This window comes from Pseudomonas sp. DD1, from assembly GCF_044510355.1.
GTDB lineage: Bacteria > Pseudomonadota > Gammaproteobacteria > Pseudomonadales > Pseudomonadaceae > Aquipseudomonas > Aquipseudomonas shahriarae.
The window spans coordinates 598,711-615,556 of the sequence record NZ_MSAJ01000011.1 but is presented as its reverse complement, the minus strand read 5'-3'; the positions used below and the strand labels follow the sequence as shown (position 1 = coordinate 615,556).

Sequence of the window (16,846 nt, the reverse complement as noted above, 5' to 3'; positions counted from 1 at the left end):
CATGTCTGCCTTCAATGCCGTTGAAAAAGGCGCCGCCGCCAGCGGTGCCCACCTGGTACGCGACGTCAGCCTGCCCGCCCTGGTGCTGCACCGCGCGGCCCTGGAACACAACATCCGCTGGATGCAGGACTTTGTCAGCAACAGCGGCGCGCAACTGGCGCCCCATGGCAAGACCAGCATGATGCCGGCGCTGTTTCAGCGTCAGTTGGCACAAGGAGCCTGGGGCATCACCCTGGCTACCGCAGTGCAGACCCGCGCGGCCTATGCCGGTGGCGTGCGCCGGGTATTGATGGCCAACCAACTGGTGGGCGCGCCTAACATGGCGCTGATCGCCGAGCTGCTGGCTGACCCCGAGTTTGACTTCCATTGCCTGGTCGATCACCCGGACAACGTCGCTGACCTGGGCGCATTCTTCGCCGCCCGTGGCCTGCGCCTGAACGTGATGATCGAATACGGCGTGGTCGGCGGCCGCTGCGGTTGCCGCAGCGAGCAAGAGGTGCTGGACCTGGCGCGGGCAATCAAGGCCCAGCCGGCCCTGGTCCTTACCGGGATCGAAGGTTATGAAGGGGTGATCCACGGCGAGCATGCCATCAGCGGTATCCGCGAGTTTGCTGCGTCCCTGGTGCGTCTGGCGGTGGATATGCAGAACAGCGGGGCCTTTGACCTGGGCAAGCCGATCATCACCGCGTCGGGTTCGGCCTGGTATGACCTGATCGCCGAGTCTTTCGCCGCGCAAAACGCCGAAGGACGCTTTCTCAGCGTGCTGCGCCCCGGCAGCTATGTGGCCCACGACCACGGCATCTACAAGGAGGCGCAATGCTGCGTGCTGGACCGGCGCAGCGACCTCACGGAGGGCCTGCGCCCGGCCCTGGAAGTCTGGGCCCATGTGCAGTCGTTGCCGCAGCCTGGGTTTGCAGTGATCGCCCTGGGCAAGCGCGACGTGGCCTACGACGCCGGCCTGCCGGTGCCCCTCAAGCGCTACAAGGCTGGCGTGCTGCCGGCGGTGGGCGATGACGTGAGTGCCTGCAAGGTCACGGCGGTGATGGACCAGCACGCCTTCATGAGCGTGGCGGCGGGGGTTGAACTGCGTATTGGCGACATCATCTCGTTTGGCACCTCGCACCCGTGCCTGACCTTTGATAAGTGGCAGGTGGGGTGTTTGGTGGATGAGCAGTTACAGGTGATCGAGACATTGCACACCTGTTTCTAGAGCGCGTCGCGGCCATCCCAGGCAAGCCAGCTCCCACATTGGGATTTGTGAACACATTCCAATGTGGGAGCTGGCTGGCCTGGGATGAGGCCCCAAAACCCAGCCGAGAATCCAAATATGACCCCACACCCGCGCATCGCCCTGATCGGCGAATGCATGATCGAACTGCAACACCGCGCCGACGGCAGCCTGCAACAGAGCTTCGGTGGCGACACCCTGAACACCGCCGTCTACCTGCGCCGTGAACTGGGGGCCAGCAGCACGGTGGATTACGTCACCGCCCTGGGCGATGACAGTTTCAGCGATGCCATGTGTCAGCAATGGGTCGCCGAAGGCCTTGGCCTGGACCAAGTCCAGCGCTTGCCGGGGCGTCTGCCGGGTCTGTATTGCATCCAGACCGATGCCCACGGCGAGCGCAAATTCCTCTATTGGCGCAACGAAGCGGCGGTGCGCGATTGCTTCACCACGCCAGGGGCCGAGCCGGTCCTGGCGGCCTTGCCGAGTTATGACGTGCTGTATTTCAGCGGTATCACCCTGGCTGTATTGGGCGAAGTGGGGCGCGTGCGCCTGTTGGCCGCGTTGCTGGAAGCCCGCCAGCGTGGCGCCCGGGTGGTGTTCGACAACAACTACCGGCCGCGTCTGTGGGCCAGTGTCGAAGCCGCTCGTGAGGCCTATCAGCAGGTGTTGGCGCAGGTGGATATGGCCTTGCTCACCGAAGACGACGAGCGTGCCCTGTTTGGCTATGCCGACAGTGAGCAGGTGTTCGCCGCTTATCCAGGGATCGAGGAAGTGGTGCTCAAGCGCGGCGCGGATGACTGCCTGATTCGTCAGGGCGGGGAGCGTTTTGCGGTGCCGGCGCAGGTGGTCGAAAAGGTGGTGGACACCACGGCGGCGGGGGATTCGTTCAGCGCAGCGTATCTGGCCAGCCGGCTCAGGGGTGGTTCACCGCAAGAGGCGGCCTTGGCGGGGCATCGGTTGGCCAGCCGGGTGATCCAGATTCCGGGTGCGCTGATTCCCAGGGACTGATCGTTCCCACGCGGAGCGTGGGAACGATCAGGGTGCTCTAGTCGCGGTAGAACACCTGCACCAGGTGATACCCAAACTTGCTCTTGATCGGCCCATGCACCACCCGCAGCGGTTTCTTGAAAATCACCGCATCAATCACCCCGACCATCTGCCCCGGCCGCACTTCACCCAGATCGCCGCCGCGCTTGCCGGACGGGCAGGTGGAGAACTTCTTGGCCAGCACATCAAAGGCTTCGCCCTTGGCAATACGCTGCTTGAGTTGTTCGGCTTCTTCGCTGGTCTTGACCAGGATATGGCGGGCTTGGGCTTTCATCTGGCAGTTACCTTGCAACGGTCGGGCTTGAAGGCGCGGGATTATGCATCAACTTGGCCTTTGACGCCGATCATGCTGCGGATTTTCGTGGCCAACTGGTCGATGGAAAACGGCTTGGCCACCATGTCCATGCCGTCCTCCAGAAAGCCCTGGCGCTCGGCGGCGGTCTCGGCGTAGCCGGTCATGAACAGCACCTTGAGTGTCGGGCGGTGCTGGCGGGCGATTTCCGCCAGTTGTCGGCCGTTCATGCCGGGCAGGCCGACATCGGTCACCAGCAAGTCCACCCGCAGGTCAGACTCCAGCAGTGGCAGGGCTGCGCGTGCGTCGGCCGCCTGGTGGGCGGTGTAGCCCAATTCATCCAGCAGGTTGACCACCAGCATACGCACCGCCGCATCGTCCTCGACCACCACCACGGCTTCGCCGTCCAGCGCCAGGGGGGCTTCCACGGGGACCTGCGGCGGGACTTTTTCCAGGGCGGTGCCATGCAGGCGCGGCAGGTACAGGCGCACGCAGGTGCCCCGGCCCGGTTCACTGTGGATCGTGACGTGGCCGCCCGATTGCTGGGCAAAACCATAGATCATCGACAACCCCAGGCCGGTGCCCTGGCCGATGGGCTTGGTGGTAAAGAACGGGTCGAAGGCCTTGGCCAGGATTTTCGGGGTCATGCCGGCGCCGTTGTCGCACACGCCGAGCATCACGTAGTCGCCGGCCTTGACTGGCTCCAGGGTGGTGATGTCGGTGCCGTCGAGGTAGCTGTTGGCGGTCTCGATGCTCAGTAGCCCACCATCAGGCATGGCATCGCGGGCGTTGATTACCAGGTTGAGCAGGGCGTTTTCCAGTTGGCTGGCGTCGGTGTTTACCGGCCAGATATCGCTGCCCAGTTGCACCTTGAGTTCGATATGGGCGCCTTTGGTACGGCGGAACAGGTCTTCCAGGGACGTGACCAACTGGTTCGGGTCCAGGGGCCGGCGGTCCAGGGACTGGCGCCGGGAGAAGGCCAGCAGGCGATGGGTCAGGGCGGCGGCGCGGTGGGCCGAGGACACGGCGGCGTCGGTGAAACGGCCGATCTCATCGCTACGGCCGGCGGCGATGTAGCGCTGCATCAGGTCCAGGCTGCCGATGATCCCGGTGAGCATATTGTTGAAGTCATGGGCGATCCCGCCGGTAAGCTGGCCGACCGCTTCCATTTTTTGCGCATGGCGCAGCGCGTCTTCGGCACGCTCGCGCTCGAACATCTCGTTTTGCAGGCGCTGGTTGGCTTCGGCCAGCGCCTGGGTACGCTGGGCCACGCGTTCTTCGAGGTTGTCGTTGAGGTGGCGCAGGGCTTCCTCGGTGAGTTTGCGCTCGGTCTCATCAATCACAAAGATGTAGAAACCATTGACCGAGCCATCGGCGCTGAAGCGTGGCAGGTACTTCATCAGCGCATGCCGGGGCCGGCCATCGCGATGGGGGGTGACGGTAATGAAGCTGCAGGCCTTGCCCTTGAGTGCGGCGGCGATCTTATCGGCGCGCCCGGCATAGATCTCGGCGCCGATCACTTCGCGGATGGTCTTGCCATACAGCTCTTGCGGGGTCAGGCCATACCAATCGAGGTAGGCGCTGTTGTTCAGGCGAAAGCGCTCTTCGTGATCGACATAACCGATCAGCACCGGCATCGCGTTGATGATCAACTGCAGCTCGGTCTGGCTCTGGCGCAGGGCTTGCTCGGTGTGCTTGCGTTCGGTCAGGTCCAGGGCCGCCCCGAGAAACCGCGCCGGCCGGCCGTGGTGATCCTTGTAGCAGCGGCCACGGGCAAACACCCAGCGCACCTGGCCGTCGGCCTGGAGCAGGCGATATTCCTCGGCGTACTCGGAGCCATGGCTGATGCAATGCTTGATGCTGCGGGCCACCATGCCACGGTCTTCCGGGTGCACGCCTTGCAGGTAATCACTGATGGGCAACTGCCGGGCTTTAGCCGGATCAACCCCATGCAGTTGGGCAAAATGGCTGTCGGCAATAAAGCGGTCTTCGCTGATATCCCAGTCCCAGGTGCCCACTGCATCGGTGGCGGCCAGGGCCAGTTGCAAGCGTTGCTCGGTATCGTGCTGGGCCTTGAGGCTGGCCTCGGAGCGTTGTTGCAGCTCCTGGGCGAGTTGCCGGCGCTCGTTGGTTTCAATCGCCGTCACCAGGACCCCGGCGACCTGGCCGCGTTCGTCGCGGATCGGGCTGTAGGTCAGGTCCAGCCAGATTTCCGTATCACGGTGATTGCGCTGCAGGATAAAACGCTGCTCGCTGAAGGTGCGCACCTGGCCGGACAGTACGGCGCTGTAGATCGGTGCGGTGAAGTGTTGCATCTCCGGCCAGACCTGGTGGGTCGGCTGGCCGAAGGCCTGGGGGTGCTTGTTGCCGGCCAGCAGGGCGAAGCCATCGTTGTAGATCTGCGTGAGTTCGTCGCCCCACAGCAACAGCATCGGCATCGGTGAGTGGATGACGATATCGACTGCCGTGCGCAGGCTTTGTGGCCAATGGCTGGCATCACCGAGGGGGCTTGTGGCCCAGTCCAGCCGTGCGATCAGGGCCGCGGCCTGGCTGCCGGTGGGTGATCCGTTCATGTGTAAGTGTCCCGCGCGTAACGCTTGAAGAATGACAGAGGCCGATTATCCCGTGCTGCGGAAACGGCTGCCTACCCCTCGAAAAATAGCATGCTTGAGGGGTTTATCTTCAAATGAGTGTGTGGGCGCTGAAACCTTTCATCCTTTATGCCAGCTCAGGGCGGTCGCGAAACTGCTCCAGGGCTTCGGGGTTGGCCAGGGCATCGGTGTTTTTCACCGGTTCGCCATGCACGACATTCCTTACCGCCAACTCGACGATCTTGCCGCTGATGGTGCGCGGGATGTCGCTGACACTCAGGATCTTCGCCGGCACATGGCGCGGCGTGGTGTTGGCGCGGATCACCTCGCGGATCTGCTGCTCAAGCGCGGCGTCCAGGTGTTCGCCGTCATTGAGGCGCACAAACAGCACCACGCGCACGTCGTCCTGCCAGCGTTGGCCGATGGCCAGGCTTTCCAGGACCTGGGGGACTTTTTCCACCTGGCGGTAGATTTCCGCCGTACCGATGCGCACGCCACCGGGGTTGAGCACCGCATCCGAACGGCCATGGATCAGCAGGCTGCCATTGGCGCGTTGCTCGGCATAGTCGCCCTGGGCCCAGACGCCGGGGAACTGGCTGAAATACGAGGCGCGCAGTTTTTCCCCCTGTGGGTCATTCCACAGGCCAATGGGCATGGCCGGGAAGTGCCGGGTGCATACCAGTTCGCCTTTTTCGCCGACCAGCGCCCGGCCCTGGTCGTCCCACACTTCGATGGCCATCGCCAGGCTCTTGCACTGCATTTCGCCGCGCCGTACCGGCAGCACCGGGTTGCCGATGACAAAGCAGGAGACGATATCGGTACCGCCCGACATCGACGACAGGCACAGCTCCTGTTTGATGTCGCGGTACACGTAGTCGTAGCTCTGGGGCGACAGTGGCGAGCCGGTCGAGATCAGGCCCTTGAGGCTGCCCAGGTCATGGCTGCGACGCGGTTGCAGGCCGGCCTTTTCCAGGGTGGCGAGGAATTTCGGGCTGGTGCCGAACACGCTGATGCGCTCCTGGTCGATCAGGTCAATCAGGCGCTCCGGCCCCGGATGAAACGGCGAGCCGTCGTACAGCACTACCGTGGCACCGATGGCCAGGGCCGACACCAGCCAGTTCCACATCATCCAGCCGCAGGTGGTGTAGTAAAACAGGCAGTCGTCGCGTGACAGGTCGGCGTGCAGACCATGTTCCTTGAGGTGAGTCAGCAGCACGCCGCCGGTACCGTGGATGATGCATTTAGGCACGCCGGTGGTGCCGCTGGAGTAGAGGATGTACAGCGGATGGTCGAAGGGCACGGCGACAAACTGCGGTTCGCCGCCGGGGCGGTAGAAGTCATCCCACAGGGCGACGTTGGCCTGGGTCGGGTAATCCTCGACGCGCGCCTCGGGCCGGGCGTAGGGCACGATGATCAGGTGTTCCAGGGACGGCAGGCGGTCGAGGATTTCATTGAGCTTGGCGCTCTGGTCGATCAGCTTGCCGGCATAGCGATAACCGGCGCAGGTGATCAGCACCTTGGGCTCGATCTGGCCGAAGCGGTCGATCACCCCTTGGGTGCCGAAGTCCGGTGAGGAGCATGACCAGATCGCCCCTAGGCTGGTAGTGGCAAGCATGCCCACCAGGGTTTGCCAGGTATTGGGCATGCACGCCGCCACCCGATCACCCAGGCCCACGCCCGCCGCTTGCAGGCTCCGTTGCAGGCCGGCGACGTGGCGGGCCAGTTCGGCATAGCTCAGTTGTTCGCGCTGGCCGTCTTCGCCGATGGCGACCACGGCGGGGTGGTCATCGCGGCGGCGCAGCAGGTGCTCGGCAAAGTTTAGGGTGGCGCCGGGAAACCACTGGGCGCTGGGCATCGGCGTGCCTTCCACCAGCACGGTGCTGGGTGGCGTACGAAACTGCACGTCGAAGAACTCGACAATCGCCGCCCAGAAATCCGGGCGCTGGTCGATGCTCCATTGGTGCAGGGTGGGGTAATCGTTGATCTGCAAGGCGTGGCGATCATTGATAAAGCGCCGGAACTGGTCTATCCGGGTGGTGTGGATGCGTTCCGGGCTGGGTTGCCAGAGGATATCGGACATGGCGCACTCTCTTGTTCTTGTATGAAATCTGCCAGGCACCACACATCCAAACTGTGGGCGCAGGCTTGCCTGCGCCTACAGGGGATTTGCGGTGTTTGGGTTACTGGGCCAACCACCCACCATCAATATTCCACGCCGCGCCACGTACCTGGCTGCCGGCTTCGCTGCACAGGAACAGTACCAGTTCACCCAGTTGTGGTGGGGTGACGAACTCCAGGGAGGGCTGCTTCTCGGCCAGCAGATCATGCTGGGCCTGTTGCGGGTCTACGCCTGCGGCAATGCGATCGTCGATCTGCTTTTGCACCAGCGGGGTCAGGACCCAGCCGGGGCAGATGGCATTGCAGGTCACATTGCTGGTGGCGGTTTCCAGGCCGACCACTTTGGTCAGGCCGATCACCCCGTGCTTGGCTGCTACGTACGCGGCCTTGCCGACCGAGCCGACCTGGCCGTGTACCGAGGCGATATTGACGATCCGTCCCCAGCCCTTGGTCTTCATGCCCGGCAGGCTCAGGCGCGTGCTGTGGAACACCGACGACAGGTTGATCGCGATGATCGAGTCCCAGCGCTCCACCGGGAAGTCTTCCACTGCCGCCACATGCTGAATGCCCGCGTTGTTCACCAGGATGTCGATGCCGCCGAACTCGCGCTCGGCGTAGGCGACCATCTCGGCGATTTGCGCCGGGTCGCTGACATCCGCCGGGTGATGGCCGACTTTGCCGCCGAAGGCTTGCACCTGGGCGATCACCGCGCTGGCATCGCCGAACCCGTTGAGGATCAGATTGGCGCCGGCCTTGGCCAGGCTCAGGGCAATCCCCAGGCCGATGCCGCTGGTGGAGCCGGTGACCAGGGCGGTCTTGCCGTTCAATGTCGTCATGAAAACCTCACACAATGCCGGTGGCGTAGAAAGTACCGATCACCACGAACACCGCGAGGGTCTTGATGATCGTGATGCCGAAAATATCCTTGTAGGCTTCGCGGTGGGTCAGCCCGGTGACCGCCAACAGGGTAATGACCGCGCCGTTGTGCGGCAGGGTGTCCATGCCGCCGCTGGCCATGGCCGCGACCCGGTGCAGCACTTCCAGGGGGATATTGGCGGCATGGGCCGCGGAAATAAAGCTCTCGGACATGGCCGCCAGGGCGATGCTCATGCCGCCGGACGCCGAGCCGGTGATGCCGGCTAGCAGGGTCACGGTAATCGCTTCGTTGACCAGCGGGTTGGGGATGCCCTTGAGCCAGTCCGCCAGCACCAGGAAGCCTGGCAACGAGGCGATGACCGCGCCGAAGCCGTATTCCGAAGCGGTGTTCATCGCCGCCAGCAGCGCGCCGCTGACCGCGCTTTTACTGCCTTCGGCCAGCTTGCTCTTGATCGCCTGGAAGCCGAACACCAGGACCATGATGATCCCCACCAGCAAGGCCGCCTGCACCGCCCAGATCGCGGTGAGCTTGGCGATTTCGGTGGTCACCGGTGCGCTCATGCCCGGCAGGGCGAGGCTGTGGGTCTTGCCGTACCACTGCGGGATCCAGTGGGTGAACAGCAGGTTCATCACCCCCACCAGAATCAGCGGCGACAGGGCGATCCACGGGTTGGGCAGGCTCAGGTCTTCGGCGGTTTCCGGCTCGTTGCGCAAGTCGGTGCCATAGCCTTCACCGGCACGCTGGGCCTTGTTGCGCTGGCGCGCCAGGTACAGCATGCCGGCGCAGAACACAAAGATCGTACCGATCACGCCCAGCCAGGGCGCAGCCCAGGCGGTGGTGTTGAAGAAGGTGCTGGGGATGATGTTCTGAATCTGCGGCGTGCCGGGCAGGGCGTCCATGGTGAACGAGAACGCGCCCAGGGCAATGGTCGCCGGGATCAGACGCTTGGGGATATTGCTCTGGCGGAACATCTCGGCGGCGAACGGGTACACCGCAAACACCACCACAAACAGCGACACGCCGCCGTAGGTCAGCAAGGCACACACCAGCACGATCACCAGCATCGCCTGGCGGGTGCCGAGCAAGCGGATGGCGGCCGCGACAATCGAGCGCGAAAAGCCCGACAGCTCGATCAGCTTGCCGAACACCGCGCCGAGCAGGAATACCGGGAAATACAGTTTGATAAAGCCGACCATTTTTTCCATGAACACCCCGGTAAAGGCTGGGGCGACGGCGGAAGGGTCAGTGAGCAACACCGCGCCGAGGGCGGCGATAGGGGCAAACAGGATGACGCTATAGCCACGGTAGGCAGCCAGCATCAGCAGCGCGAGCGCCGCCAGGGCAATGATCACACTCATGGTGTGTCTCCATCGGATTGTTATTGTTGTGGGGTGTAGCTGTAGGAAGGGGCTATAGCGGGAAGCGTGCCAAGTTTGTAACTTATTGATATGTATGGATATTTATAATTACTGTACTGTGATTTTCATGCTGAGTCTCTATTTCAAGACAGATGAAATTCCAATGTGGGAACGGGCTTGCTCGCGAAGGCGCTGTGTCAGGCAATGATTTTGTTGCTGATAGACCGCATTCGCGGGCAAGCCCGCTCCCACATGGAGGTGTCTTTTTAATGAGATTTTTGTCTCTTTACTGAGATTGCTCGATGCCCAGCGCCACCATCTTCTTGTACAGCGTCGAGCGCCCGAGCCCCAATTGCTTGGCGGCCTCGATCACATTGCCCCCGCATTGGCGCAACGCCGCACCAATCAACTGCCGATCAAACCGCTCCCGCGCCACGCTGAAGGTTTCGACCTCTACGGGCGCCACAGCGCTACGCTCCACCGGGCTGAAGGTGCCGATCGCCGCACGAATCTCCTGCGCATCCAACACCAGGTCATCACTGAGCAACGCGGCGCGCTCCAGTACGTTGCGCAGCTCGCGGATATTCCCTGGCCAGGCATGCTGGGCCAGCAGTGCCAGGGCTTCGCGGTCCAGTTCATGCTGGCTGCGCAGTTCTTCGAGGATTGCTTCACTCAACGCCGGGATATCGTCCAGGCGTTCGCGCAGGGGCGGGACCTGGATCGGCAACACGTTGAGGCGGTAATACAAGTCGGCGCGAAACTCGCCACGCTTGATCGCCGCTTCCAGGTCGGTGGAGGTCGCGGCAATCACCCGCACGTCGCTGTGGATCATCTCGTTGGAGCCCACCGGCTCAAATTCTTTCTCCTGCAGCACCCGCAGCAGTTTGCTTTGCAGGGGCAATGGCATGTCGCCGATTTCATCGAGGAACAACGTCCCGCCCTGGGCGATTTGCAATTTGCCGGGGCGGCCCTTGCGGTCGGCGCCGGTGAAGGCGCCGGGCGCGGTGCCGAAGAACTCGGCTTCCAGAAGGTCATGGGGGATGGCGGCGCTGTTGATGCTGACAAACGCTTTATTGGCTCGGGGTGACGCACCATGGATGGCCTGGGCCAGCAGCTCCTTGCCGGTGCCGGTCTCGCCCAGCAGCAACACCGGCGACTCGGCACTCGCGCTGCGCCGCGCCCGGCGCTTGACCTCGAGGCTGGCAGCGCTGGTGCCGATAAAGTGCGCGAAGTTGTACTTGCTCTGGCGTGAGCGCAGCAGCGAACGGGTCGAAGCCAGTTCCTGTTGCATGCTCAGGTAGCGCTCGATCATCGGCGAGAGGTTGCGCAACTCATCGAACAGGGCAAAGCCTATGGCGCCGATGACCTTGCCGGCATCGTCGTGGATCGGCAGGCGCATCACCACCAACGGGCCTTTGGGCGTGTCCTGGATATCCAGGAGGATCGGCTGGTCACTGCGCACCACCTGGCGCAACAGGCTGTTGGAGATCACCTGCTCGCAAGGTTGGCCGATGGCCTGGTCGGCGCTTTTCAGGCCGAAGCGCTTGGCATAGCGTTCGTTCATCCACACGATGTTGGCGTCGCGGTCGACAATCACCGTGCCTTCGCTGGACTGCTCGATGATCTCGAACAGGGACTGGATCGCCAGGCCGCGAACGTGCGGGTAGTCCTTGAGGCTTTCGGTGGTGTTCATGGTCGGGGCGCCAAAAATAAAGGATGAGTTCAATGGTAGGAGCCGGCTCCTACAGGGGAGCGTGCGCGGCAGCAAGCAGCTCTTGAGTGTAGGGGTGCTGTGGCGCGGCAAAGACGTCGGCGCATGGCCCGCGCTCAACCACCTGGCCATCCTTGATCACGATCATATCGTGGGCCATGGCCCGTACCACGGCCAGGTCATGGCTGATAAACAGGTAGGTCAGGGCGTATTTTTCCTGCAGTTCACGCAGCAGCGCCACCACTTGTTTTTGCACGGTGCGGTCCAGGGCCGAAGTCGGCTCGTCCAGCAGCATCAAGGCCGGGCGCAGCACCAGGGCGCGGGCGATGGCGATGCGTTGGCGCTGGCCGCCGGAAAATTCGTGGGGGTAGCGGTGACGGCTGGCCGGGTCGAGCCCCACATCCTGCAGCACTTTGATCACCTGGGCGTCACGCTCCTGTGGGCTGCATGGCGCGTGTACTTCCAGGCCTTCGCTGATGATCTGCTGTACCGACATGCGCGGGCTGAGGCTGCCGTAGGGGTCCTGGAATACCACCTGCATCTGCTTGCGCCACGGGCGCATCTGTTTCTGGCTGAGGTTGTCGAGGGCCTCGCCCTGGAAGCGGATGCTGCCGCTGGAGTCGAGCAGACGCAGGATCGCCTGGCCCAGGGTGGACTTGCCGGAGCCGGACTCGCCGACGATTCCCAGGGTCTTGCCCCGTTGCAGGTCCAGGCTGATGCCGTCCACCGCCTGCAGGTACTGCTTGCGCCGGAACAGCCCGCCACCGATGGGGAAGCGCACACTCAGGCCGGCGACCTGCAACACCGTCTCGCGCTGATCCTGGCACAGCGCGGTACCGACCGGTTCGGCATCCAGCAGCAGGCGGCTGTAGGGATGTTGCGGGGCATTGAACAGGGTTTGGCAGTCGGCCTGCTCGACAATTTCCCCGGCCTGCATCACGCACACGCGCTGGGCAATGCTGCGCACCAGGTTGAGGTCGTGGCTGATCAGCAGCAGCGACATGCCCAGGCGTTGCTGCAAGGATTTGAGCAGCAGCAGAATCTTGCGCTGCACCGTCACATCCAGGGCGGTGGTCGGCTCATCGGCGATCAGCAGTTCCGGTTCGCAGGCCAGAGCCATGGCGATCATCACCCGCTGGCGCTGGCCACCCGACAACTGGTGGGGGTAGGACTTGAGGCGTTCCTGGGGGGCGCGAATGCCCACCAGGTCCAGCAGTTCGAGGATGCGTGCCTGCGCCGCCTTGCCGCCCAGGCCTTTGTGCAGCAGCAGGGTTTCGCCGATCTGCTTTTCGATGCTGTGCAAGGGGTTGAGGGAGGTCATCGGCTCCTGGAAGATCATCGCGATGCGGTTGCCGCGCAGCTTTTGCAGGGTGCCGGCCTCGGCGCCGATCAGCTCCTGGCCGCGATAGCGCACCGACCCTGTGGTAACGGTGCCGGCCTGGGGCAGCAGTTGCAGGATCGAATGGGCGGTCACCGACTTGCCCGAGCCCGACTCGCCCACCAGTGCCAGGCACTCGCCGGGGCGCACATCCAGGCTCAGGTTGCGCACCACGGTCTGGCCGCTGAAGGCGACGCACAGGTCGCGGATCTCGATCAGGTTGTCAGTCATGGATGCATCGCCCTTCATGATCGTGGGTCGAAGGCGTCACGCAGCGCCTCGCCGATAAATACCAGCAGCGACAGAATCAGCGCCAGGGTGAAAAAGGCCGTGAGCCCGAGCCACGGTGCTTGCAGGTTCTGCTTGCCCTGGGCGATCAACTCACCGAGGGACGCGCTGCCCGCCGGCATGCCGAAGCCGAGAAAGTCCAGGGCGCTGAGGGTGGAAATCGCCCCGGTCAGGATAAAAGGCAGATAGCTCAGGGTGGCGGTCATCGCGTTCGGCAGGATGTGCCGGCGAATGATCTTGGCGTCGCCCAGGCCCAGGGCGCGTGCGGCTTTCACGTACTCCAGGTTGCGCCCGCGCAGGAACTCGGCACGCACCACATCCACCAGGGCCAGCCAGGAAAACAGCGCCATGATCCCCAGCAGCCACCAGAAGTTCGGCTCGACAAACCCCGAGAGGATGATCAGCAGGTACAGGACCGGCAGCCCCGACCACACTTCAAGGATGCGCTGGCCGAGCAGGTCGACCCAGCCACCGTAATAGCCCTGCAAGGCGCCGGCGGCAATGCCGATGACGGCGCTGATCAGGGTCAGGCCGAGGGCGAACAGGATCGACACTCGCGCGCCGAAGATCACCCGCGCCAGCACATCGCGGGACTGGTCGTCGGTGCCCAGCCAGTTCACCGTGGACGGCGGGCTGGGGGCCGGGCGGGTCAGCTCGTAGTTGGGCGTGTCGTCGCTGAAGGGGATCGGCGGGAACAGCATCCAGCCGCCGTCTTGCTTGATCAGTTGCTGCACGTAGTCACTGCGGTAGTCGGCCTGGAATGGCAGTTGCCCGCCGAACTGCTGCTCGGTGTAGCGCTTGAACACCGGGAAATACAACTGGTCCTGATAGCTGAGCACCAGGGGTTTGTCGTTGGCGATCAACTCGCCGCCCAGGGTCAGGATAAACAGGCCGATAAACAGCCACAGCGACCACCAGCCCCGGCGGTTTTGCTTGAAGCGTTCGAAGCGGCGACGGGCCACGGGAGACAGATTGAGCATCAGGCGTTCCTCGCGGCGAAGTCGATACGCGGGTCCACCAGGGTGTAGCAGAGGTCGCCGATCAGTTTTATCAGCAGGCCAAACAGGGTGAAGATAAACAGCGAACCAAACACCACCGGATAGTCCCGCGACACCGCCGCTTCGTAGCTCATGCGGCCCAGACCGTCGAGGGAGAAGATCACCTCGATCAGCAGCGAGCCGGCGAAGAACACACTGATAAACGCCTGGGGGATCCCGGAGATCACCAACAGCATGGCGTTGCGAAACACATGGCCGTAGAGCACACGCCGTTCGCTCAGGCCTTTGGCGCGTGCCGTGACCACGTACTGACGCGTGATTTCATTGAGGAACGAGTTTTTGGTGAGGATGGTCAAGGTGGCGAATCCACCGATCACCAGGGCGCTGACCGGCAGCACCAGGTGCCAGAAGTAATCGGCGATCTTGCCCAGGGTGCTCAGTTGCTCGAAGTTCTCCGACACCAGGCCGCGCACCGGGAACCAGTTCAAGGTACTGCCGCCGGCAAAGACCACGATCAAAAACATCGCAAACAGGAAGGCCGGCATCGCGTAGCCAATGACGATGGCGGTGCTGCTCCATACATCGAAACTGCTGCCGTGGCGCACCGCCTTGCGGATTCCCAGGGGGATCGACACCAGGTAGGTGATCAGGGTTGCCCAGAGGCCGAGGGAAAGGGTCACCGGCAACTTTTCCAGGATCAGGTCGATCACCGTGGCGCCGCGAAAGAAGCTGTTGCCGAAATCCAGCTGGGCATAGTTCTTGAGCATCAGCCACAGGCGTTCGGGGGCGGATTTGTCGAAGCCGTATTGTTTTTCGATGTCCTTGATCAGCTTGGGGTCAAGGCCGCGACTGGCGCGGGAGCCACTGCTGACGCCGTCGCCGGCCGAGCCGCCGACGCCCCCGCCGCCAATCCCCTGCAAGTGGGCGATGGCTTGCTCCACCGGCCCGCCGGGCGCGGCCTGGACGATCACAAAGTTCACCAGCAGGATAATCACCAGGGTCGGGATGATCAGCAGCAGGCGCCGCACGATATAGGCAAACATCAGTGGGCACCTCGCAGCTTGCTCAGTTCGGCTTTCATCTGCTCATTGGTCAGTGGCGTGGGGCTGACTTCCCACCACGATTCCAGTGCCTCGTCGTTGCTGGCCTCGATGGCCGGGCGACCGAAGCGGTTCCACCACGCGGCCGAGGTGCCGGGCGGGTAGTAATTGGGGATCCAGTAGTAATTCCATTGCAGCACCCGGTCCAGGGCATGGGCGTAGCTGAGCATCTGTGCCTGGGTGGTGGCGCGTACCAGGCCGGTGACCAGGGTATCGACCGCCGGGTTTTGCAGGACGATGTAGTTGTTGCTGCCCGGGTCGAACGCCGAAGACGAACCGAAGTAGTTGTACAGCTCCATACCCGGCGAGGTGGTGACCGGGAAGCCGGTGACGATCATGTCGTAGTCCCGGGTCATCAGGCGGTTGACGTACTGGGACGAGTCGATGCGCCGGATGTTGAGGGTGATGCCGATCTGCGCCAGGTTGCGTTTATAGGGCAGCAGCAGGCGTTCCAGGCCGTTTTGCACATTGAGGAAGGTGAACTCCAGGGGCTCGCCGGCGGCATTCACCAGTTTGTCGCCCTTGGGCGTCCAGCCGGCGTCTTCCAGCAGGGCCAGGGCTTGTAGCTGCTTGTCGCGGATCATGCCGCTGCCGTCGGTGGTCGGCGCCTTGAACACCTGGGTAAAGACTTCGTCGGGGATCTGCCCGCGCAGGGGTTCGAGAATCGCCAGCTCCTGGGCGTCGGGCAATTGAGTGGCGGCCAGCGGGCTGTTGGAAAAGTAGCTTTGCTGGCGGATATACAGATTGCGCATCATCTGCCGGTTGGCCCACTCGAAATCCCAGAGCATGGCCAGGGCCTGGCGCACGCGGCGGTCCTGGAACATCGGTTTTTGCACATTGAACACATAGCCCTGGGCCGTTTGTGGGGCGTGTTTGGCCAGGTGCGCGCGTTGCAGGCGGCCATCGTCCAGGGCCGGGCCGTTGTAGCCGATGGAATAGCCGGTGGCGGAGAACTCGCGATTGAAGTCGTAGGCACCGCCGCGCAGGACCTGGCGCGCGACTTCGGTATCGCCGAAGTACTCCAGGCTCAGGCGGTCGAAGTTGTACAGGCCGCGGCTGACGGGCAAGTCCTTGCCCCACCAGTCGGGATCGCGCTGGAAGGTGATGGTACTGCCGGCATTGATTTTGCTGACCTTGTACGGGCCGCTGCCCAGGGGCGCTTCATAGCCGCCACCATTGGCAAAGTCGCGGCTCTTCCACCAATGCTCGGGGAACACCGGCAGGGTCGCGAGATCCAGGGGCAGGGTGCGGTTTTCATTGCTGGCGAAGTCAAAGCGCACTTGCAGCGGGCCTTCGACCTCGACGTGCTTGACGTCGGCAAACAGTGTGCGAAAGCGCAGGCTGCCCTGGGTCATCAGCAGGTTGAAGCTGTAGCGCACATCTTCTGCGGTGATCGGCTTGCCGTCGGCAAAACGTGCCTTGGGGTTGAGGAAAAACCGCAGGTACAGGCCGTCCTCGGCGCGCTCCATCTTTTGCGCGACCAGGCCGTAGACGGTATAGGGCTCATCCAGTGAGCGGTAGGCCAGGGGCGAATACACCCAGCCGTCCAACTGGCTGACGCCGATGCCTTTGTCGATATACGGCAGCACATGGTCGAAGCGGCCGACCTCGAGGGCCGAGCGCTTGAGGCTGCCGCCCTTGGGGGCGTCGGGGTTTACATAGTCAAAATGGCTGAAGCCGGCAGGGTACTTGGCAGGCTCGCCGTAGACGGTCAATGCATGTTGCGGGGCTGCGAACGAGGCGGTACTCGCCAGCAGCAGGGCCAGGGTAGAGCCAACGAACGTGAGGAAATCCAGTCGCATTATCAGCCTTGAGCACCGGGTGAAGAAGGAAGGGGACTTGTACCCTAACCGTGCGCGG

At 63.2% G+C, this 16,846-nt stretch carries 12 protein-coding genes; 2 read left to right on the top strand and 10 right to left on the bottom strand.

Going from position 1 to position 16,846, the window contains the following annotated elements; genetic code table 11:
* Position 1 precedes the first annotated feature (1 nt).
* Positions 2-1,210, top strand: a complete 1,209-nt coding sequence (locus PSFL_RS10590) for an amino acid deaminase (RefSeq protein ID WP_115128439.1) — start codon at positions 2-4, stop codon at positions 1,208-1,210.
* A gap of 117 nt (positions 1,211-1,327) precedes the next feature.
* Entirely contained in the window at positions 1,328-2,236 is a 909-nt protein-coding gene (locus tag PSFL_RS10585) for a sugar kinase (RefSeq protein ID WP_115128438.1), read from the top strand.
* 37 nt (positions 2,237-2,273) lie between these two features.
* Here PSFL_RS10585 and PSFL_RS10580 read toward each other — a convergent pair whose 3' ends face one another.
* From PSFL_RS10580 to PSFL_RS10535, 10 genes are all read right to left on the bottom strand, one after another.
* Positions 2,274-2,549 carry a peptidylprolyl isomerase gene (locus tag PSFL_RS10580; protein ID WP_029293742.1) on the bottom strand — a complete coding sequence of 92 codons (276 nt, stop codon included), beginning with the start codon at positions 2,547-2,549 and terminating at the stop codon, positions 2,274-2,276.
* Positions 2,550-2,590: 41 nt separating this feature from the next.
* Positions 2,591-5,140 carry a PAS domain-containing protein gene (locus PSFL_RS10575; protein ID WP_115128437.1) on the bottom strand — a complete coding sequence of 850 codons (2,550 nt, stop codon included), beginning with the start codon at positions 5,138-5,140 and terminating at the stop codon, positions 2,591-2,593.
* A 145-nt stretch (positions 5,141-5,285) separates the two neighbouring features.
* Positions 5,286-7,238, bottom strand: a complete 1,953-nt coding sequence (locus PSFL_RS10570; protein ID WP_115128436.1) for an acetoacetate--CoA ligase — start codon at positions 7,236-7,238, stop codon at positions 5,286-5,288.
* A gap of 100 nt (positions 7,239-7,338) precedes the next feature.
* On the bottom strand, positions 7,339-8,112 hold the full coding sequence (locus tag PSFL_RS10565; protein ID WP_057440854.1) for a 3-hydroxybutyrate dehydrogenase: 774 nt from the start codon (positions 8,110-8,112) through the stop codon (positions 7,339-7,341).
* Positions 8,113-8,119: 7 nt separating this feature from the next.
* Positions 8,120-9,511: a GntP family permease gene (locus PSFL_RS10560; protein ID WP_057959253.1), complete on the bottom strand. Its 1,392-nt coding sequence runs from the start codon at positions 9,509-9,511 to the stop codon at positions 8,120-8,122.
* A 286-nt stretch (positions 9,512-9,797) separates the two neighbouring features.
* Positions 9,798-11,204: a sigma-54-dependent Fis family transcriptional regulator gene (locus tag PSFL_RS10555; protein ID WP_115128434.1), complete on the bottom strand. Its 1,407-nt coding sequence runs from the start codon at positions 11,202-11,204 to the stop codon at positions 9,798-9,800.
* Between the two features lie 49 nt (positions 11,205-11,253).
* The gene (locus PSFL_RS10550) at positions 11,254-12,831 is read right to left on the bottom strand and encodes an ABC transporter ATP-binding protein (RefSeq protein WP_115129409.1); all 1,578 of its coding nucleotides are present in this window, start codon (positions 12,829-12,831) and stop codon (positions 11,254-11,256) included.
* Positions 12,832-12,845: 14 nt separating this feature from the next.
* The gene (locus PSFL_RS10545) at positions 12,846-13,868 is read right to left on the bottom strand and encodes an ABC transporter permease (RefSeq protein ID WP_057959255.1); all 1,023 of its coding nucleotides are present in this window, start codon (positions 13,866-13,868) and stop codon (positions 12,846-12,848) included.
* The gene (locus PSFL_RS10540; RefSeq protein WP_057440862.1) at positions 13,868-14,929 is read right to left on the bottom strand and encodes a microcin C ABC transporter permease YejB; all 1,062 of its coding nucleotides are present in this window, start codon (positions 14,927-14,929) and stop codon (positions 13,868-13,870) included. Before PSFL_RS10540 ends, PSFL_RS10545 begins: the two co-directional genes overlap by 1 nt.
* Complete coding sequence (locus PSFL_RS10535) at positions 14,929-16,788, bottom strand: extracellular solute-binding protein (protein WP_169960884.1); 1,860 nt, start codon at positions 16,786-16,788, stop codon at positions 14,929-14,931. Before PSFL_RS10535 ends, PSFL_RS10540 begins: the two co-directional genes overlap by 1 nt.
* Between the last annotated feature and the right edge of the window lie 58 nt (positions 16,789-16,846).

Coding starts and splice junctions, on each gene's coding strand:
- PSFL_RS10590 (WP_115128439.1), top strand. CDS start 2: ATGTCTGCCTTCAATGCCGTTGAAAAAGGCGCCGCCGCCAGCGGTGCC.
- PSFL_RS10585 (WP_115128438.1), top strand. CDS start 1,328: ATGACCCCACACCCGCGCATCGCCCTGATCGGCGAATGCATGATCGAA.
- PSFL_RS10580 (WP_029293742.1), bottom strand. CDS start 2,549: ATGAAAGCCCAAGCCCGCCATATCCTGGTCAAGACCAGCGAAGAAGCC.
- PSFL_RS10575 (WP_115128437.1), bottom strand. CDS start 5,140: ATGAACGGATCACCCACCGGCAGCCAGGCCGCGGCCCTGATCGCACGG.
- PSFL_RS10570 (WP_115128436.1), bottom strand. CDS start 7,238: ATGTCCGATATCCTCTGGCAACCCAGCCCGGAACGCATCCACACCACC.
- PSFL_RS10565 (WP_057440854.1), bottom strand. CDS start 8,112: ATGACGACATTGAACGGCAAGACCGCCCTGGTCACCGGCTCCACCAGC.
- PSFL_RS10560 (WP_057959253.1), bottom strand. CDS start 9,511: ATGAGTGTGATCATTGCCCTGGCGGCGCTCGCGCTGCTGATGCTGGCT.
- PSFL_RS10555 (WP_115128434.1), bottom strand. CDS start 11,204: ATGAACACCACCGAAAGCCTCAAGGACTACCCGCACGTTCGCGGCCTG.
- PSFL_RS10550 (WP_115129409.1), bottom strand. CDS start 12,831: ATGACTGACAACCTGATCGAGATCCGCGACCTGTGCGTCGCCTTCAGC.
- PSFL_RS10545 (WP_057959255.1), bottom strand. CDS start 13,868: ATGCTCAATCTGTCTCCCGTGGCCCGTCGCCGCTTCGAACGCTTCAAG.
- PSFL_RS10540 (WP_057440862.1), bottom strand. CDS start 14,929: ATGTTTGCCTATATCGTGCGGCGCCTGCTGCTGATCATCCCGACCCTG.
- PSFL_RS10535 (WP_169960884.1), bottom strand. CDS start 16,788: ATGCGACTGGATTTCCTCACGTTCGTTGGCTCTACCCTGGCCCTGCTG.